Genomic DNA, 19,623 nt, shown 5'->3' on the forward strand with positions numbered 1-19,623 from the left:
CGTTATGAAAAAAAGAAAAATTGTTTTATTGGGCCTTGTAATGGCAGCAATGATTCCGCTGTCGTGTAACGAGGACTTTTTGGAGACACAACCGCTTGATTCAATTTCTGCGGATGCTACTTGGGCCGATGGGGCTTTGTCCCAAGCCTTCGTATTCAATGTATATTCATTTTTGGGATATGGTGGCTTTGAAGAAGAAGCGCTCGCCTCTATAACGGATGAGGCCATGTTCACCCACTCGGGAAGAAACATCAACGTTATAACCGAAGGGTCTCTCTCACCGGCGGCTGCTGGAAATAACAGGATTGTTCCGCAATGGGACGAATTATATCTCGCTATTCGACAGGCAAATATAGCCATCCAAGAACTTCCAGAGTCAACTTTTGAAGATGAAACCTTGAGGGATAGGCTCTTGGGCGAATCTTTATTTCTTAGGGCCTATTATTACCATCAACTAATGCGCTACTATGGTGGAGCCCCCTTGATAGATCGCCCGTATGGTCTTAATGAAGACTATTCCGTGGCCAGAAATACATATGCGGAAAACGTAGATTTCGTTGTAGCGGACTTGGATAGGGCCATAAACCTTCTGGACGGTAAGGAATTTACCCCCGGCAGGGCCTCAAAATTAAGTGCTATGGGTTTAAAATCAAGAGTCTTGCTGTATGCAGCTAGTGATTTAAGAGATGGGCCCACGGCAACTGCCAGGTCCCAAGCACATGCTGGATACTCCAATATTGAGTTGGTTGCTTATCCTTCTGGAGATAGAATGCAACGTTGGAATGCCGCGAAGAATGCTGCCAAGGCACTGTTGGATGAAACAAGTGGTTATAAACTGAACCTATCGAGCCCTGTTACCCCAGAGGAAGGAACTCAAAATTATATTTCCATGGCCATGGGTGGTGGTAGTGCAGTAGGTGATCCAGCGGCTAGATCGGAGCTTTTGTTCGAGCGTACACATACACCTTTATTCACGGTAGAAAGTAATTGGCCCTTGGGAGGAATCCACCAGGGCATAAATAATGGGCCCAATGGATATTATAACTGGGCCGGTAACACACCTATACAACAACTAGTGGACGACTACCAAATGATGGATGGAAGCGACTTTGATTGGAACGATCCAGAACATGCTTCGGCACCTTTCGAAAATCGTGATCCCAGAATGTATGGAACAATCTTGTATGATGGTGCTGGCTGGAAACCTAGACCTGCGGCAGTAGCAATAATCGATCCTTTTGACGAAATTCAAACTGGTAGCTACGATGATGGATCGGGTGGAATCATTCCAGGTGTAGATACGAGAAATTCGCCAATTGAAAATTGGAATGGTAGCAGAACAGGCTATTACGTACGAAAATTCATTGATCCAGACCCGGCGGTGGTGGATAATCAATCCAGTGCGCAGGTAGTCCCTTGGCCATTTATAAGATATACCGAAATTGTATTAAATTACGTAGAATCATGTATCGCCACGGGTGATGACGGAGAAGCCCTGAACTGGTTGAACAAAATAAGATTTAGGGCCGGGATGCCCGCACTGAGTTCCTCTGGAACAGAACTGCTGGAAGACTATATCAACGAAAGAAGAGTGGAACTAGCTTATGAAGAACATAGATATCATGACGCAAGAAGATGGATGATTGCAGAAGAGACCTTGGGCAGAGGTATAAAAGTAATGAGGGTTAATGCAACACTGAAGCCTGGTGCTACTCCCCTTTCACCTTATAGGAAGGACACTACCGTCTATGATTACGAATACAATGTAATCGATAATACGGATAATGAAACAAGGACATGGGACGATAAAATGTATTTCATGCCTCTAAGTAGGAACGAAATAAACCGTAATGAATTGCTGATACAAAACCCGGGTTATTGATCAATTGGTAATTCTTTAGAAAATCTATCCCTTCGCGGGGATAGATTTTTTATTTTAGGGATATGCTTCAAAATAAAAAAATACCGCTAATTTTTCTCATAATTTCCTTAATTGGGTGCGAGCAACCAAAGGAAAAAGATGTTTTGAATACCCCAAATTCCCAAAAAACGGAGCTAACCCTGTTTGATCTACTTTCACCGGAAAGTACCAATATTCATTTTCAAAATACTCTTAAGGAAGGACTTAACGCCAACGTACTTGTATATGAATACCTTTATAATGGAGGTGGAGTTGCCGTGGGAGATTTCAACGGTGATAACCTTGAAGACATCTATTTGACCTCGAATATGGGGGAAAACAAGTTCTATATCAACTTAGGTGATTTAAAGTTTAAGGAAGTTTCCCAAGTATCAAAAGTGCTAGGAAGAGAAGGGCCGTGGAAAACGGGGGTCAGCGTAGCCGATGTTAATGGTGACGGCAAGCTCGATTTATATCTTTGCTATTCTGGTGCACTACCAGAGGAAAAAAGAAGGAATCAGCTTTTTATAAATCAGGGAAATAACGTGGAAAACATCCCTGTTTTTAAGGAAGAAGCTCAAAAATACGGACTTGATAGTCCAGCGTACAGCAATCAGGGCTATTTCTTTGATTACGATAAAGATGGGGATTTGGACATGCTGTTGTTAAACCATAGTCCCAAATCCCTACCTGTATTAAATGAAGTTCTCACAAAGGATATTTTAAAGAAGGACGACCCGTTACAGGGACTGAGGTTATATAGACAGGATAATGGTAGTTTTAAGGATGTTACCAAAACAAGCGGTTTAAATGGATCAGGGCTGAGTTACGGCCTAGGGATAGGTATAAGCGACATAAATAACGACGGCTTATTGGATTTCTATGTTTCCAACGATTATGCCATACCAGACTACCTATACATTAATAATGGTGACGGCACCTTTAAAGATCAACTTAAATCCCAATTAGGCCACACCAGCCATTTCTCTATGGGCAATTCTATTGCCGATATTAACAACGATGGTCTTCAGGACATCTATACACTGGATATGTTACCAGAGGACAACAAAAGACAAAAGCTTTTGCTCTCTCCCGATAACTACGAAAAATTCGACCTTAATATCCGTAGCGGTTTCCATTATCAATATATGCGTAATATGCTGCATCTAAATAACGGAAATAACAGCTTTAGTGAAATAGGACAGTTATCAGGAATATCCAACACAGATTGGAGCTGGGCCCCTTTATTGGCCGATTTTGATAATGATGGGTTCAAAGATCTTTTTGTTACAAACGGTTACTACAGAGACTATACCAATTTGGATTTTATAAATTATATGGAAGATTTTGTACAATCCAAAGGGCGTTTAAAAAGACAGGATGTTTTGGAGCTAATTGAGCAAATGCCTTCATCAGACCTTACCAATTATTATTTTTCCAATAATAACGGAATTTCCTTTACCAATAATACCAAGAACGCGGGTATTCTTCATCCTTCGAATAGTAATGGGGCATCCTATGCCGATTTGGACAATGATGGTGATTTAGAATTGATCGTCAACAATATCAATAAAACCGCCTTTGTTTATGAAAATATTTCCGAAAAAACAGAAAACACCTTTCTGAGAGTAAAGTTGAAAGGGGAAGATAAAAATACACAAGGTATCGGTTCAAAAGTTAGCGTTTATTCTAATGGCCTTGTTCAGGTTCTTGAACAAATACCTAACCGTGGTTATCTTTCAACAGTATCCCAAGTACTGCATTTTGGGGTTGGCGATTCGACTACTATCGACTCCTTAACTGTACGTTGGAATTCAGGTAAAGTTGAAACCCAATATGATGTAAAGGGCAATTCAACAATCCTTTTAAATGAGGCGGATGCCAGAAATACAAAAAACATCCAGAAGAAAAACAATCAATTTTTTCAGATAACCTCAAGCCTGGTTGATTACACCAACAAAGCCTCAAACATAAACGACTTTAAAAGACAATCGTTGCTTCCCAAGCAAATATCACATAGAAGTCCGGCCATGGAGATGAGAGATTTTAACAATGATGGTTTGGAAGACCTTATAATAGGTGGTGGGGTGGGACAGCAAACTTCGTTATTCCTACAGCAAAAAAATGGGAAAATGATAGGGAAAAATATTCCCGATTTTTCATTGGACACTCAAAGTCTAGATACCGATATTTCCGTCTCAGATTTTGATAAGGACGGCAATTTGGATATTTACATTGCCAGCGGCGGATATCACAACTTCAATCCAAATGACATACATTTTCAAGATAGAATTTATCTTGGTGATGGAATGGGAGGATTTAAAAAGAATAATAAGGCTCTCCCCCAACTATTAGAAAATACTAGTACCATTGCTATAGGTGATATCAATAATGATTCCCATCCGGATATTTTTGTTGGAGGAGGAATTCTACCGGGGAGATACCCCGAGACTTCGCCAAATTATATATTAGTAAATGATGGAAATGGAAAATTCCAAATTGGGGATGACGCTAACAATGAGATTTTAAAAATTCCAGGCTTGGTAACAGATGCTAAGTTCGCGGATATTAATGGAGATGGTGCCCTTGATCTCTTTGTTGTTGGAGAATGGACGCCCATAAGTATTTTCATAAACCATAACGGAAACTTTAAGAACGAAACCTCATCTTACTTCAATAAAGAATATAAGGGTTTATGGACTACCATTGAAATTCAAGATATTAATAATGATGGTCGTTTAGATATTGTCGCTGGTAATTTAGGAACCAATATCCAATTCAAAATAGATGAGGAACATCCTGCGACCCTTGTATATGATGATTTTGACAAAAACGGCGCCATTGATCCTATTCTAAATTTTTATGTAGGTGAAACCAGTTACCCATATCTTACAAGGGATGAGCTTTTAGGGCAACTTGCATACTTAAAACAAAAATATACCAGCTACGAAGACTATTCAGGGGCTAAGCTCACAGATATATTTTCAGAAGAAGTACTATCAAGTGCACATAAATTAAACGTAAATTTTACGGAAAATTCGCTCTTTATAAATAATAGAACTGGGCAATTCGAGAAGTCACAGTTACCCATTCAGGCCCAGTTTTCACCTATCTCAAAAATCTTGATCCATGATTTTGACAATAATGGCTTGAAAGATCTACTATTACTAGGAAATGATGATTATTATAAGTTAAGAATTGGAAAATTTGATGCTAATTACGGAACCTTACTTCTTCAAGATACTCAGGGCGGGTTTAAGTATATCCCTCAAAACCAGTCCGGCCTGGATATCAGGGGTAGTCAGGTAAATGGTGTACTTATGAATGACAATCTTTTGATCCAAGCCTATGGAAAACCATTGGAGACCTATAAACTAGTGAATTAACCATGTTTCGAAAAAGATACTACAGGCATCTCATAATCTTACTGGTGGGAATTACTTTTTTTGCCATTATAGGGTGCGAAAATCAACCGAAACCGGCACCTCTTAAACCTAATGAAGTAGCGATAGCCTGGGCAAAATTAACTTTGTTCATAACCCAACATACACCATCCAATTCACCAACTTTTGCCTCACGAGCCTTTGGTTACATTGGTCTAACTATGTATGAAAGTGTTGTTCACGGATACGAGGATTACCATAGTCTAGAGGGACAACTAAACGAATTGGAGAGTTTACCCAAACCAGATACCGAAAAGCAATACGATTGGGTACTTTCCCTAAATGCTGCTCAAGCATCCATATTAAGGGATATTTATATACAAACTTCGGAGGAAAATGTCCTAAAAATTGATTCTCTGGAGCGCCGAATTTATGAACAATATTCCAAAAACCTAAAGGAGGATATGGTTACCAATTCCATTTCTTTTGGAAAGGAGGTGGCCCAAGCCATCTTTGAATGGTCCAAGACAGATGGTGGACACAGAGGTTATCTGCATAATTTCGATAAAGAAATTATACATCCGGATTTTCCCGGTTCATGGAAGCCTCCTCTTTTTGCACAATCATTCAGTCATCATCCCTTACATCCACATTGGGGGGAAAATAGAACTTTTGTATCGGCAAATGCAGAAGTTGAGGACCCTGAATTTTTACCATATGACACAGTCCCTGGCTCTCCTTATTACAAGCAGTTTGAGGCCGTTTATAAAAAGGAACGTGAACTTACCAGAGCGGAAAAAGAATCAGCCATCTGGTGGGGAGATGATCCGGATGTTTCTTTTACCCCTCCAGGCCATTCCTATTACATTGCTACACTAGCTGCGGAATCCAGCGGGGCCGATTTAATCACAGTGGCAAAAGCCTATGCACAAACAGGTATTTCGGTGGCGGATGCGTTTATTGAGTGTTGGAAGTGGAAATATGCCTTCTTTACCGAAAGACCCAATACGTTCGTCCCTAAATATATTGATGAGGAGTGGGAGTCCTTTTGGCCAGACCCTCCCTTTCCTGCATTCCCCTCGGGGCATGCCATACAGGCGGCGGCTGCCGCCACGGCCCTAGAAGACAATTATGGGACAAATTTCAAATTTACGGATAGGGCCCATGAAGGAAGGGAAAGAGATAAGGTGAGGGATACTGATTTTACCATTCGGAGCTTTGACTCCTTCTGGGAAGCTGCCCAAGAAACTGCGGATTCGCGTTTTTATGGGGGCATACACACTCCTATTGACAATGAAGTTGGACTTGCCAAAGGTGTAGAAATTGCAACCAATGTGAACAATCTAAAATGGAAAAATTGAGAATACATCTTGTATTGACACTTCGAATTCTCATACTATGCATCTTTGTCTTTCCTTATGCCAACACAAAGGGGCAAAACGTTTTTAAGGATGTGACCGATTCCGCCGGTATTGACCACAAATATAAAGTGTACGAAGGTACCTTTGGTGGGGGCGCTACCGTGTTTGACTTGAACAACGATGGTTACGAAGACGTCTTTATTACAGGTGGCATGAATTCAGATGCATTGTACCTTAACCTAGGAAATGGAAAATTTAAGGATATATACGCATCATCTGGTTTGGGAAAATCCAATCTATATGTTACACAAGGGGCTGCCAGTGCGGATGTGAATCGGGACGGGTTTAGAGACCTTTTTATAACCACTATTACCACCACTGATGGTTCCAATAAAATCCCAAGAGCGGAAAATCTTCTTTTTCTGAATAATGGGGATTCAACTTTTAGGGATGCTACCAAAGACTATGGTTTGGATGACCTCAATTCCTTTAGCACCGGTATTAGTTTTGGGGATATCAATGCGGATGGCTTTCCAGATGTTTTCATCGGCAACTATTTTCAAGAATTCAAGGGAAAACTAGGAATTATAAAAGATGCAACCATTGTAAGTGCCAATCAAACGGCTAAAAGTTACCTTTTGCTAAACAAAAATGGAGAAAAATTTGAGGATGTTTACGAGTCTTATGGCCTAGGTCATAAAGGATTTGGATTTGGTGGTGTATTTACTGATTTTGATAATGATCAAGACCAAGACCTATTGGTAAATCAAGATTTTGGATATAAGGCAGTACCCAATTTTCTATATGAAAATGAGTATCCTTGGCCATCCTTCCGTGATGCCAGTGCCGAAACCGGAATGGATTTAACCATAAACGCCATGGGATCAGCTGTTGGGGATTATAATGGGGATGGTTGGATGGACTATTATGTCACCAATATCAAATTCAATTGGTTAATGGAAAACCAAGGGAAGGGAAAGCCCTTTGTAGATAGGGCAAAGGAATTGGGGACCTATAATCTGGCAATAAGCTGGGGTGCCAATTTCGCGGATTTTGATCACGATATGGATTTGGACCTTTTCGTATCCAATGGTGACTTGAACCCTAATTGTACACCCATGGGAAACTTCTACTTTGAGAACCAAGAAAATAAGTTCGTTGAACGTGGAAGGGAACTTGAGGTGAATGATTATGGCATTGGAAGGGGCTCTGTACTTTTTGATATGGACAATGATGGAGATCAAGATTTATTGGTAGTGAACCAAATCCCCATTTTAGATTATCCCATAGAATCAGCTACAAAATTGTTCAGAAATGATATTTCAAATGGCAATTGGCTGAAGGTTGCCTTAAAAGGGATGTCCTCCGAAACTTCAGGTATAGGTTCTAGAGTAACTGTAATTGCAAATAGCAAAAAATTGATTAGGGAAATAGACGGAGGAGGATCTAGTCATCTATCCCAGAATTCCGTTATAAGTCATTTCGGATTGGGAAATAGCACAAAAGTAGATTCCATTATCGTGGATTGGACAGGGGGTAATCGACAAATACTCCTAAATCAAAATGTGAATCAATCCCTAACCATAACTGAAACGGAGCAAAGTAGTTTCAAATGGTATGTTGCAATTTTTATATCTATTGTAGCTTTAATGGCTCGGTACATCCTAGTTAAAAGGAAAAAACCGCTTTAATCCAACTTTTTATAAAAATACCCTAATCCATCAGTTGGGGTTCCATCTGAGACCAACCAGCCATCACAAATTATGGCTGATTCAGTTAAACTTGAAAAATATACATAGGATTCTCCTTCAATCTCAATAATTGTCCAATCATTAGTTTCTTTTATTCGCCATAAACCTCGGTCGACTTCAACTCCATCTTCGACAACCGAAAAAGTGCCCTCTTTTGCAAATGATGCAACGATGATTTTTCTTTCACCCAATCAAAGCTCGTATTAGGAGCGCAGTTTCCGCAAGCGGCATCGGTCAATCTCCAATTACCGGTCAATAATTCATAACTCTTTAGATTCCCGTACTAAGTTGGACTCATCGCATCCCTGATAGGCCAGTTGGTTTTCACGCTCACTATCTTTATCACATGAAATCACCAAAAACAATAGTATTGAAAGGTGGGTTATTAGGTTTTTCACTGTATTTTTTTGCAAATAGATACAAAATAGTCCCTAGGTTGCGCAAAACCAATCCATTATTTCAGTCAATCCCTCTCACCGTCACATAAAGATAAATAATGTGCTTTTGCTCCAGTTACTGACTACAATTGTTGGTATAGATTTCATAAACATTACCTCCTACCTCTAAATTTCCACTGGCTCTATTGTTACAAAACCGGATCTTTCACGTCCATTTAAAAAGAAAGTTGAAAAAAACGCAATACTTTCTAAAACCGTCGTCTCTAGTAGTGAGGACCTAAAGAAAAACCATCAGTGGTTTCAAGAAAACAACAGAATAACAACCTAACCGAGTTCTTTGAGGAAGAATACAGTTCGCTGAAGGGCTATGTGCGTTCCAAAATAAGGCACACGGCAGAAAGTGATGCAGAGGATATTATTCAGGATGTTGCGCTACGGATTTTCTCCAGGCCTTTGGACGCCTTGCCCATTCACAATATAGGCGGTTTTGTTTACAAAGCGATCAGGAATAGGATCATTGATATCATGCGCACGAAAAAAGAACGGGTAGATGATGGGGAAACCTTGGAAATTCTATGGACGGAATTCACGAGTCTGTTTCAGGATGACTTTCAGGAGACCTATCCAGAGGAATTGAAAGAGAAGCTGCAAGAAGCCATAGCAGCGCTCAAACCGGTCTACAGGGACATCATCATCGCAGTGGACTTTGAAGGATACACCTACAAGGAAATAGCGAACCAGACCGGTATAACACTTGGAACACTGATGTCAAGAAGACATAGGGCCCTGTCCATTTTGTTGAAAAAATTAAAATCGGAAAAAATAAACACATGAGTTATGGAAACAAGCAAAAACATTGAAAAACAGGTGGAAAACACTGTAAAAGAATCGGTAAAAAAAGTAGTGAAAATCTTCTTTTTTGTACTGCTGGGTATAGGAATTGCATTTTTGGTGGGTTACGTAGTTATGTACTTGTGGAACTGGTTGATGCCATATTTATTCGGATTACCTACGGTGGGCTACTGGCAGGCCTTGGGTATTCTGTTATTGTCCAAAATAATTTTTGGATTTGGAGGTGGCGGGGGCAGCCATGACAAAAGGAAAAAATCCAGGAAAAAAGAATTTTTCAAAAACCGATGCAGACCCATGCGAAGGGATTTTTCAGAATGGGAGCATTACGATGCCTTTTGGAAGGAAGAGGGAGAACTTGCCTATAAAAACTTCGTAAATCGACTAAAAAAGGAACAAAATGAAGAAGGAAGCCAGCCCTAGAAAAAAATATCACTTTTTGAACAAAGCCTTTTTTTGGAGCTTGAATGTGGATACGCCCAGGATGGAGGAACAAGAAGCGAATCTCACTGAACTCCGCTTCCTACCAGCCACGAACCATTGAATCCACCGTTTGTTAATAAATTGTAAAACTTTGGAAACTTTTTCGGTTTTTAAAGTTTCCTGCCCTACATTTGTCCCCTATCATGAAAGAGAAAATAAAGGAAACGGCAACGGATATGTTCCTGAACTATGGGTTCAAGAGTGTCACCATGGACGATATAGCAAATACCATGGGCATCTCCAAAAAGACCATTTATTCAGAGTACAGCAACAAAACTGCCTTGGTCGAAGATTGTGTCATGGGCAAATTCTGTTCCATGAGTGATGGAATCAACGAAATAACCGAGTTGGAAAAAGACCCTATCGAAGAACTCTTTGAAATAAAAAAGTATGTCCTTGGCCATCTTAAAGACGAGAAGACATCCCCCCAATACCAGTTAATGAAGTACTATCCTAAAATCTACATGAAACTCAAGGATATGCAATTTGAAATGATGCAGCACTGTGTCACTTCAAATATTCAAAGGGGTATGGAAATGGGGCTCTATAGACCCAACTTGGATGTTGAGTTCATTGCCCGCATCTACTTTGCCGGTATGAACAGTATAAAAGACCAAGTTATGTTCCCCTTAGATCGTTTTTCCCCCATATTCTTGATGGAAACCTATTTGGAATATCACTTAAGAGGTATCGTTTCCCCGGAAGGCCGACAAAAATTAAACGAAATCATCAATTCAAATCAACAATAAATGCGCAATCAACTAATCATTTTAATTACGCTCATGGCCTTCATATTGGGCCATGGGCAGGAAGAAACCTATAGCTTTACCTTGGAGGAGGCCATTGCCTTTGCACTCGAAAACAACTATAGTGCCATCAATGCCGATAGGGACCTCATCGATGCCCAAAAACAAAAATGGGAAACCATTGCGGACGGGTTGCCGCAAATATCAGGTGCGGTCAATTACCAAAACCAATTGATACAACAAGTAGTGCAGTTGCCGGGCGAAATTGCCGGTGGTGAACCTGGAACCTTTGTGGAGGTGGTCTTTGGGCAACCCCAGCAGGTAAATGCCTCCGCTACACTACGCCAGAAAATCTTTGACGGCTCCTATATTGTAGGCGTGCAGGCGACCAAGGCCTTTTTACGTTACAGTGCCAATAACAATGAAAAAACGGCCCAAGAAGTTCGTAAAGCGGTGGTAGAATCCTATGGAAATGTCCTTTTGGCGAAAGAGAGCGTCGCAATTCTACAGCGAAACAAGGAAACCTTGGACAAAAATCTCTATGAGACCACCAAACTGTTTGAGAACGGACTTAGTGATGAAGAAAGCGTGGACCAGCTAAAAATCACATTGTCATCCATTGAAAACCAGTTGAAGAACGCGGTACGATTGGAAGATATTACCCTGCAGATGCTGAACGTGGTCATGGGACTGGATCTGGATGCCCCAACCCAACTAAAGGAGGATTTGGAAAACCTCACCCAAGAACAAATCGACTTGGGAATCATGGAAACCGATCTGAACCTTGAAGAAAACGTGGACTATAAAATTGCCCTCAACCTCAACGAACAGCGGTATTTTGAATGGAAATTGGCCAGAAGCCGGGCCCTGCCCACCCTAAATGGTTTTGTAAGCTACGGTGCGCTTTCCTTTGGGGATCAATTTACTTTTTTTGATAGGGGCCAGGACTATTTCGAGTTTTCTTCCTTTGGCATTGATCTAAGCATCCCCATTTTTAGTTCCTTAAAGCGAAGTGCAAGCACCCAGCGAGCTAAAATCGCTATGGAAAAGGCAAAGACCCAGTTAACGGAGGCTGAACAACAAATACGTCTACAATTAGAAAATGCCAAAAGCAACTACGTATTGGCCATTGAACAATACCAGACCTCCAAGGAAAACCTGGCACTTGCCGAGCGTATAGAAAACAAGAACCAAATCAAATATACAGAAGGTCTCGCCAGTAGTTTTGAGCTAAGGCAGGCGCAGACGCAATTGTATACGGCCCAACAGGAATACCTACAATTCATGGTGGACGTCATCAATAAGAAAACGGAACTGGAAATCATTCTAAACAAACAATCTTAAGCAATCAATCAATTAAACATAGTATTATGAAAAAACTACTTTTTCTGGCCATTTCACTAGGACTAGCATCCTGCGGGGGCGAAAACCAATCCGTAACGGGTGTTATAGAAAAGGGTGATCTGGAAGCGATACGGGCCAAAAAGAACGAGCTGGTAACCCAACAAAAAGAACTGGAAAGCCAATTGGCACAGTTGGATTCCGCCATATTGACATTTGGTACGGAAGAAAAACTACCCTTGGTCAATACGATCGAAGCAAACCCCCAAGTATTCAATCACTACTTGGAACTTCAGGGCGATGTAAGCACCAAACAGAACGTGCTTATCTATCCAGAAATGGCGGGTACCTTGCAAAAGGTATACGTGAAGGAAGGGCAGCGCGTAAACAAGGGGCAGTTATTGGCGACCATAGACGATGGCGGCATGGGAAGCCAGCTTTCCCAGTTAAAGACGCAGGCAGAACTGGCCAAGACCACATTTGAAAGAAGGAAAAGGCTGTGGGACCAACAGATAGGTTCTGAAATCGAATACCTATCGGCGAAGGCCGAATTCGAGGCCAGACAGGATGCCGTAAAACAAGCGGAAAGCCAATTGGGGAAATCGTCCATCAGGGCTCCTTTTTCCGGTATCATTGACGATGTTATCAAAGATCAGGGAACCGTGGTTGCACCCGGTCCGGGTTCGGAAGTATTTCGCATTGTAAACCTTTCCGATATGTTCATAGAGGTCGATGTCCCAGAAACGTATCTGGGCGCTATATCAAAAGGCAAGGAGGCCTTGGTATATTTCCCGGTTTTGGGTGACAGCATCCAAACGGAAATCAGGGAAACAGGAAACTTTATCAATCCCGCCAACCGATCTTTCAGCGTTGAAATTCCGGTTCCCAACAAGGACGGACAGATCAAACCAAACCTCACCGCCAAGGTGAACCTCAACGATTACACAAGCGACAATGCCATCTTGATACCTTCAAGTATTATTTCTGAAAACGCGGAAGGTGATCAATATGTTTTTGTAGCAGGTAATCCCGATTCTGAAAATGAAGCGGTCGTGAAAAGAACCATAATTACCATTGGCAAAACCCAAAAGGGACAAGCAGAGGTATTATCCGGTCTGGAAGCGGGGGATCAAGTGATCAAGGAAGGTGCCAGAAGTGTAAAGGACGGCCAAAAAGTAAAAATTCAAAAGTAAGTTTCCATGAGCGATAAAGTAAAGAAAAACGCCGACAAGGAGTTTAAGCTGTCCTCGTGGGCCATTGACAACCCATCGGTCATCTATGTGATGATCGCCATTTTCCTGTGGCTGGGCTTTTCGGCCTATATGGCGATGCCAAGGGAGGATTTCCCGGAAATCGTGGAGACCAAGGTCTACATCAGCACCCCCTACCCCGGGAATACCGCGGAGGATATTGAACGATTGATAACGGACCCGTTGGAGGACCGACTCAAAAACGTGAGCAACGTAGTAGAAATTGTTTCCACTTCCCAAGAGGACTATGCCATCATTACGGTGGAATTCGATGAGGAAATTACCGTGGAACAGGCCAAACAGAACGTAAAGGACGAAGTGGATTCTGAGAAAGCCAGTGAGGACTGGCCCACGTTCAACGGTGCCAAAGTAGAACCAAATGTGTTCGACCTAAACTTCTCTGAGGAAGTACCCATCATGAACATCAATTTTACCGGGGACTATCCGGTGGAGCGTTTGAAGGAATTTGCCGAATATCTTCAGGATGAGATTGAGGACCTTCCGGAAATCAAAAAGGCCGATATCCGAGGGGCTCAGGAAAAAGAGGTGGAGGTAGCCGTGGATATCTACAAAATGATGGCCGCCAAGATCAGCTTTCAGGATGTATTGAATGCCATAGGTAACGGAAACATGACCATATCCGCCGGAAATTTAAAGGCCAGTGGACAACGAAGAACGATCCGGGTTTTGGGGGAAATCGAAAATCCCAATGACCTGAACAACTTTGTCGTAAAATCAGAAAACGGTGCGGTTTATTTAAAGGACATAGCACAGGTTACCTTTGAGGAAAAGGACAAAACTACGTATGCCCGGGAATTTGGGGATAATGTGGTGATGTTGGACGTGAAGAAACGTGCCGGTAGGAACGCCATTTCAGCCGCGGACAAAATCAGGGAAATCGTAAAACACGAGCAGCAAAACTACTTTCCGGCAGATCTGCACATATCCATCGCCAACGACTCTTCCACTAGAACGCTGAATCAGGTGGACGACTTGGTGAACAATATCATTTTCGGAATCATTCTGGTGGTCACCGTATTGATGTTCTTCCTTGGGTTCAGAAACGCCCTTTTCGTTGGATTCGCCATCCCAATGTCCATGTTCATGTCCTTTATGATTCTTTCATCCTTGGGATACACCCTCAACACCATGATCCTTTTTGGGATGATCATGGGACTGGGTATGTTGGTGGACAATGGTATTGTGGTGGTGGAAAACGTATACCGACTCATGGACGAGGGTATGCCCAAAATAGAGGCTGCCAAAAAGGGTATTGGGGAAATCGCCTATCCCATTATTATTTCCACGGCAACCACGGTAGCGGCCTTCGTTCCGCTAGGTCTTTGGCCCGGAATCTTTGGTCAGTTCATGAAGTATTTTCCTATAACGCTATCCGTAGTATTGGGGTCATCCTTGGTAGTGGCCATCTTTATGAACTCCATGTTGGTGTCCCAGTTCATGAATACCAGTGAAAAGGAACTTACCAAAAAACAATTGATCCGTTTGAGCATCATCTTAGGCGGGTTTGGTGCCCTAATATTAATTTTTGGTGGAGCCATGCGCGGATTGGGTTCAGTATTGATCTTAACCGGCATCATGTTTTGGGTCTACAAATATGTAATTAAGGGAGCTGCGCAGAGATTTCAAAAGAACACTATGTCCCGTTTTGAGGATTGGTACGAGAGACGTCTAGAGCATGCTTTGCGGGGCAAAAACGTGTACTGGTATTTTGGCCTCACCTTTCTTTTATTGATTGCCGTATTCATGCTCTTTGGCGTGTCTTTGGGCACCGGCAGGACCAAGGTGGAATTTTTCCCGGACAACATTCCCAATGAAATCTATGTCTACATAGAATACCCAGAAGGCACCGCAATCGAAAAAACCAACGAGATCACCAAGGAAGTCGAAAAACAGGTATACGGACTCATGGACGACCCCGCATACAAAAAGAATGGGGAGAACTTCATCGTAACCTCGGCGGTATCCGTAGTAGGCGAAGGGGCCGGAAACCCACTGACAGATGGTGGTTCATCTGCAGAAATGCCTCATAAGGGAAAAGTGACCGTAAACTTTGCGGAATTCAAATACCGTGATGGTGTGAATACGGAGGATATCCGTGCCAAGGTACAGGAGGCCGTAGCGGGAATTTATCCCGGGGTGGCCATATCCGTTGAAAAAGAAGCCAACGGTCCGCCAGCGGGCCCTCCCATCAACATTGAATTGGAAGGCAGGGATTACGATCAGTTGATAAGCACTGCAGAGGACATCCGTAATTTCTTGAACACCAAGAACATTGAAGGTATCGAGGAACTGAAAATCGATGTCAACAAGAGCAAGCCCGCCATGCGCGTGAACGTGGACCGTGAAAAGGCCGGGGAACTGGGCGTGGCCGTGGGCCAGGTAGGGAACCAATTGCGCCGATCGCTTTTTGGCGAAAAGGCCGGGGTCTATAAGGAAGACGGGGAGGATTACGACATCAACGTTCGTTTCAACGAAGATCTAAGGTATAATAAAAGTGCCCTGTTCAACCAGAACATCATTTTTAGGGATCCCGCAAGCGGACAGATAAAGGAAGTTCCCATCTCCGCCGTTGCCAAGGAAACCAATACTTCCGGCTTCAGTGCGATCAAACACCGTGATGGTAACCGGGTGGTTACTGTGTATTCGGGGTTAAAAGCCGGGGGGAACGCCGCGGCCATCGTTGCCCAAATCCAGGAGGAAATGAAGCAGTTTGAGGGAATGCCGGAAAATATAAAAGTGGATTATACCGGGGAGATCGAGGAACAGAACAAGCAGCAGATGTTCTTGATCGGTGCCTTTTTCTCCGGACTAGGACTCATCATGTTGATATTGATATTCCAATTTGGGGGGATTTCAAAACCCTTGATTATTATGATTGCCATTTTCCTAAGCTTTATTGGAGTGTTTGGTGGATTGATGATTACCGGTTGGTCCTTTGTGATCATGATGACCATGATGGGAATTATATCCTTGGCAGGTATTGTGGTGAACAACGGCGTGGTACTGCTGGATTATACCCAGATTTTGGTAGACCGAAAAAAGGTAAAATTGGGCATGGACGACAAGGACCTTTTGACCTTGCCCGAAGCTACCGAAGCCATCGTTAAGGGAGGTAAGGCACGTTTGCGCCCCGTAATCTTGACCGCTATTACCACCGTGTTGGGATTGATCCCTTTGGCCATTGGTTTGAATATCGATTTCTTTGCCCTCTTTTCCGAGTTTAACCCGCATATTTACATTGGTGGGGATAACGTGGTGTTCTGGGGACCCTTGGCATGGACGGTTATTTTCGGCCTATTGGTAGCCACCTTCTTGACCTTGATCATTGTACCGGTATTGTTCAATATCGTTTACCGAATTAAAATCAAGATAAGGGGTCTTCGTTCAACAGAATATAAAAAAGAGACAATGATTTCTGAATAGTGTTATAAATGGCACGCAACAAAAAAGCCCGATACTTTTGTATCGGGCTTTTTATTTTTAAAAGGAGACACTAGTTGGTCACGACGGACTCCTTCACATTCATTTGTTCTACACTGGCGATTTTGTTGTTGTCAAAACTAACTTCTTTAACAATTTCACCTTCCCAAAACAACCACTTACCGGTCTTAACACCTTTATCGTAGTTACCCATGGCAATTTTTTCGCCTTTGGTATCGTACATAATCCATTCTCCCTGTAATTTTTCGTTCAGGAAAAAACCTTGTTGGGAAATTTCCCCATTGGCATGGAAATAGGTGGCTTTTACCTTTTCCCCTATTTTTTCAAACTTGGGAGCTATCTGTTGCGCATTTACACCGAAAGAAAGTGTTAAAATGGCGATTATCAGTAAACGTTTCATCTGTTTATATTTTTATTGTTTTTCAATTGTCAGATGCAATGCCAGAAACTTTTATGATGTTCTTACAAACATTAATATCAGGCATTTCATAATATATATTTTTTAATTAAGTACCTTCGACATAACATTAACGTTACAAATGTAGCATTATTTTACTATAAATCAATATTTAGGTAACATTTACTTAACATTAAATTTACATTAAAAAGATAGGTATCTGTTTTTTAGAAACTTACAATGTTAACTTTAACAATTATACCCTTCCTTACAATATAAAAAAGGGATGGAATAAATAAATTTCTAATCAACAAAGACTTCTTAAATTTGCCCTTTCTTTTATAAACCGATACTTATGTACAGAAGCCATACCTGTGGGGAATTAAGGGATTCACATATAAATACCGATGTTGTTTTGTCCGGTTGGGTGCACAAGACCCGTGACAAGGGATTTGTGGTTTGGGTGGACCTACGCGACCGATATGGGATTACCCAATTGGTATTTGATCAGGACCGCACTTCTGCAGAACTCTTGGAAAACGCCCGAAACCTAGGTAGGGAATTCGTTATCCAAGTAAAGGGATCGGTCATTGAAAGGGCTTCCAAAAACGATAAGATCCCCACAGGAAATATTGAGGTACTGGTAAAGGAACTAACTGTACTTAACACCTCCAAAACTCCACCTTTTACCATCGAGAACGATACGGATGGCGGTGAGGATCTTCGCATGAAATACAGATATCTGGACATTCGCCGAAATCCGGTAAAAAACAACCTCATCTTTCGAAGCAAGGTTACCATGGAGGTGCGAAAGTACCTTTCGCAACAAGGATTTATAGAGGTAGAGACTCCCTATTTGATAAAATCCACCCCAGAGGGCGCACGTGATTTCGTAGTGCCCAGCCGTATGAACGAAGGTCAGTTCTATGCCCTTCCGCAGTCCCCACAGACCTTTAAGCAATTGTTAATGGTGGGCGGCATGGACAAATATTTCCAGATCGTAAAGTGTTTTAGGGACGAAGACCTCAGGGCGGATAGACAACCGGAGTTTACTCAGATAGATTGTGAAATGGCCTTTGTGGAGCAGGAAGATATTTTGAACGTCTTTGAGGGACTGACCCGTTACCTTTTAAAGGAAATCAACGGGGTGGAAGTAGATACCTTCCCCCGAATTACCTATGACGAGGCCATGGAAAAATATGGGAACGATAAACCGGACATCCGTTTTGGGATGGAATTCGGGGAATTGAACGAGGTGGCCCAACATAAAGACTTTAATGTATTCAACAATGCCGAACTGGTCGTTGGTATCGCCGTGCCCGGTGGAAACGCCTATACCAGAAAGGAAATAGACCAGCTGATTGACTGGGTCAAAAGACCACAAGTTGGGGCATTGGGAATGGTCTACTGCCGTTGCAACGAAGATGGTAGCTACAAATCCTCTGTAGACAAGTTTTACGACCAAGAGGACCTTGCCAAATGGGCTAAAGTCACGGGCGCCAAACCTGGAGATTTGATTTGTATACTATCTGGGGAAACACATAAAACACGTACCCAATTGAGCGCCCTCCGTATGGAATTAGCACAACAATTAGGCTTGCGGAAATCCAATGAGTTTGCACCTTTATGGGTCGTTGATTTCCCGTTGTTGGAACTGGATGAGGAAACCGGACATTACCATGCCATGCACCATCCATTCACCTCCCCAAAACCGGGGCAATTGGAGTTGTTGGATTCAGACCCGGCGGCGGTCCGCGCCAATGCCTACGATTTGGTGTTGAACGGGAACGAAATTGGAGGAGGTTCCATTCGTATCCATGACAAGGAGACCCAATCTATTATGTTCAAGCATTTAGGATTTACCCCAGAGGAGGCCAAGGCACAGTTCGGGTTTTTGATGGATGCCTTCCAGTATGGTGCACCGCCCCATGGGGGAATCGCCTTTGGCTTGGACCGATTGGTAGCCATTTTAGGCGGACAGGAAACCATCCGTGATTTTATTGCTTTCCCTAAAAACAACAGCGGTAGGGACGTTATGATCGATGCTCCTGCCCCCATTGACAATGCGCAGTTGGAGGAATTGCATTTGAAGTTGTATCTTTAACAGACACGATTGTCATCCTGAACGCAGTGAAGTATCTATTGTTGGAACAAATTCCCAAAGAAATTCAGGTCATTGTTGGGAGTACTAGACACCCAGCAGATTCTTCGTTCCGCTGCGCTCTTCTCAGAATGACAAAAAAGGGTGGTACACTCAGAATGACAAAAGACACCCGTTTGTCATACTGAACGAAGTGAAGTA

14 protein-coding genes are annotated in these 19,623 nt (G+C 42.3%); 12 read left to right on the plus strand and 2 right to left on the minus strand.

Annotated features, from left to right (window positions below):
* Positions 1 to 4 precede the first annotated feature (4 nt).
* The 4 genes from F0361_RS05425 to F0361_RS05440 all read left to right on the plus strand — a co-directional run bounded on the left by F0361_RS05425 (position 5) and on the right by F0361_RS05440 (position 8,335).
* Positions 5 to 1,882, plus strand: coding sequence for a RagB/SusD family nutrient uptake outer membrane protein (locus tag F0361_RS05425; protein WP_154917532.1), 1,878 nt, complete (start codon positions 5 to 7; stop codon positions 1,880 to 1,882).
* 62 nt (positions 1,883 to 1,944) lie between these two features.
* The gene (locus F0361_RS05430; protein WP_154917533.1) at positions 1,945 to 5,286 is read left to right on the plus strand and encodes a VCBS repeat-containing protein; all 3,342 of its coding nucleotides are present in this window, start codon (positions 1,945 to 1,947) and stop codon (positions 5,284 to 5,286) included.
* A 2-nt stretch (positions 5,287 to 5,288) separates the two neighbouring features.
* The gene (locus F0361_RS05435; protein ID WP_154917534.1) at positions 5,289 to 6,644 is read left to right on the plus strand and encodes a vanadium-dependent haloperoxidase; all 1,356 of its coding nucleotides are present in this window, start codon (positions 5,289 to 5,291) and stop codon (positions 6,642 to 6,644) included.
* Positions 6,632 to 8,335 carry a CRTAC1 family protein gene (locus tag F0361_RS05440; protein WP_154917535.1) on the plus strand — a complete coding sequence of 568 codons (1,704 nt, stop codon included), beginning with the start codon at positions 6,632 to 6,634 and terminating at the stop codon, positions 8,333 to 8,335. Before F0361_RS05435 ends, F0361_RS05440 begins: the two co-directional genes overlap by 13 nt.
* On the opposite strand, the gene F0361_RS05445 is transcribed toward F0361_RS05440, so the two are convergent.
* Entirely contained in the window at positions 8,332 to 8,586 is a 255-nt protein-coding gene (locus F0361_RS05445; RefSeq protein WP_154917536.1) for a hypothetical protein, read from the minus strand. The two genes, F0361_RS05440 and F0361_RS05445, sit on opposite strands and share 4 nt — an antisense overlap.
* 501 nt (positions 8,587 to 9,087) lie before the next feature.
* Here F0361_RS05445 and F0361_RS05450 point away from each other — a divergent pair.
* From F0361_RS05450 to F0361_RS05475, 7 genes are all read left to right on the plus strand, one after another.
* On the plus strand, positions 9,088 to 9,627 hold the full coding sequence (locus tag F0361_RS05450; RefSeq protein ID WP_154917537.1) for an RNA polymerase sigma factor: 540 nt from the start codon (positions 9,088 to 9,090) through the stop codon (positions 9,625 to 9,627).
* A gap of 3 nt (positions 9,628 to 9,630) precedes the next feature.
* On the plus strand, positions 9,631 to 10,065 hold the full coding sequence (locus F0361_RS05455) for a hypothetical protein (RefSeq protein WP_154917538.1): 435 nt from the start codon (positions 9,631 to 9,633) through the stop codon (positions 10,063 to 10,065).
* Positions 10,043 to 10,186 (plus strand): hypothetical protein, encoded by a 144-nt coding sequence (locus F0361_RS18670; RefSeq protein WP_161598206.1) that lies wholly within the window; start codon positions 10,043 to 10,045, stop codon positions 10,184 to 10,186. Before F0361_RS05455 ends, F0361_RS18670 begins: the two co-directional genes overlap by 23 nt.
* Positions 10,187 to 10,268: 82 nt before the next feature.
* Positions 10,269 to 10,874, plus strand: a complete 606-nt coding sequence (locus F0361_RS05460; protein ID WP_154917539.1) for a TetR/AcrR family transcriptional regulator — start codon at positions 10,269 to 10,271, stop codon at positions 10,872 to 10,874.
* The gene (locus F0361_RS05465; RefSeq protein ID WP_154917540.1) at positions 10,875 to 12,215 is read left to right on the plus strand and encodes a TolC family protein; all 1,341 of its coding nucleotides are present in this window, start codon (positions 10,875 to 10,877) and stop codon (positions 12,213 to 12,215) included. It abuts the gene before it with no gap.
* Between the two features lie 26 nt (positions 12,216 to 12,241).
* Positions 12,242 to 13,405, plus strand: coding sequence for an efflux RND transporter periplasmic adaptor subunit (locus tag F0361_RS05470; protein ID WP_154917541.1), 1,164 nt, complete (start codon positions 12,242 to 12,244; stop codon positions 13,403 to 13,405).
* Positions 13,406 to 13,411: 6 nt separating this feature from the next.
* Positions 13,412 to 16,906 carry an efflux RND transporter permease subunit gene (locus tag F0361_RS05475; RefSeq protein WP_154917542.1) on the plus strand — a complete coding sequence of 1,165 codons (3,495 nt, stop codon included), beginning with the start codon at positions 13,412 to 13,414 and terminating at the stop codon, positions 16,904 to 16,906.
* A 70-nt stretch (positions 16,907 to 16,976) separates the two neighbouring features.
* Here the strand turns inward: F0361_RS05475 and F0361_RS05480 are convergent, their stop codons facing one another.
* Complete coding sequence (locus F0361_RS05480; protein ID WP_154917543.1) at positions 16,977 to 17,324, minus strand: toxin-antitoxin system YwqK family antitoxin; 348 nt, start codon at positions 17,322 to 17,324, stop codon at positions 16,977 to 16,979.
* Between the two features lie 352 nt (positions 17,325 to 17,676).
* On the opposite strand from F0361_RS05480, the gene aspS reads away from it, so the two are divergent.
* On the plus strand, positions 17,677 to 19,425 hold the full coding sequence (aspS, locus tag F0361_RS05485; protein WP_154917544.1) for an aspartate--tRNA ligase: 1,749 nt from the start codon (positions 17,677 to 17,679) through the stop codon (positions 19,423 to 19,425).
* Positions 19,426 to 19,623 lie beyond the last annotated feature (198 nt).

It is taken from the genome of Maribacter flavus (assembly GCF_008386635.1).
In the GTDB taxonomy this organism is placed as follows: domain Bacteria; phylum Bacteroidota; class Bacteroidia; order Flavobacteriales; family Flavobacteriaceae; genus Maribacter; species Maribacter flavus.

What these genes read in the sequence shown, in the direction of transcription:
- F0361_RS05480 (WP_154917543.1), bottom strand. Translation starts at nt 17,324, where the DNA reads ATGAAACGTTTACTGATAATCGCCATTTTAACACTTTCTTTCGGTGTA.
- F0361_RS05425 (WP_154917532.1), top strand. Translation starts at nt 5, where the DNA reads ATGAAAAAAAGAAAAATTGTTTTATTGGGCCTTGTAATGGCAGCAATG.
- F0361_RS18670 (WP_161598206.1), top strand. Translation starts at nt 10,043, where the DNA reads ATGAAGAAGGAAGCCAGCCCTAGAAAAAAATATCACTTTTTGAACAAA.
- F0361_RS05455 (WP_154917538.1), top strand. Translation starts at nt 9,631, where the DNA reads ATGGAAACAAGCAAAAACATTGAAAAACAGGTGGAAAACACTGTAAAA.
- F0361_RS05475 (WP_154917542.1), top strand. Translation starts at nt 13,412, where the DNA reads ATGAGCGATAAAGTAAAGAAAAACGCCGACAAGGAGTTTAAGCTGTCC.
- aspS (WP_154917544.1), top strand. Translation starts at nt 17,677, where the DNA reads ATGTACAGAAGCCATACCTGTGGGGAATTAAGGGATTCACATATAAAT.
- F0361_RS05470 (WP_154917541.1), top strand. Translation starts at nt 12,242, where the DNA reads ATGAAAAAACTACTTTTTCTGGCCATTTCACTAGGACTAGCATCCTGC.
- F0361_RS05435 (WP_154917534.1), top strand. Translation starts at nt 5,289, where the DNA reads ATGTTTCGAAAAAGATACTACAGGCATCTCATAATCTTACTGGTGGGA.
- F0361_RS05465 (WP_154917540.1), top strand. Translation starts at nt 10,875, where the DNA reads ATGCGCAATCAACTAATCATTTTAATTACGCTCATGGCCTTCATATTG.
- F0361_RS05460 (WP_154917539.1), top strand. Translation starts at nt 10,269, where the DNA reads ATGAAAGAGAAAATAAAGGAAACGGCAACGGATATGTTCCTGAACTAT.
- F0361_RS05430 (WP_154917533.1), top strand. Translation starts at nt 1,945, where the DNA reads ATGCTTCAAAATAAAAAAATACCGCTAATTTTTCTCATAATTTCCTTA.
- F0361_RS05440 (WP_154917535.1), top strand. Translation starts at nt 6,632, where the DNA reads ATGGAAAAATTGAGAATACATCTTGTATTGACACTTCGAATTCTCATA.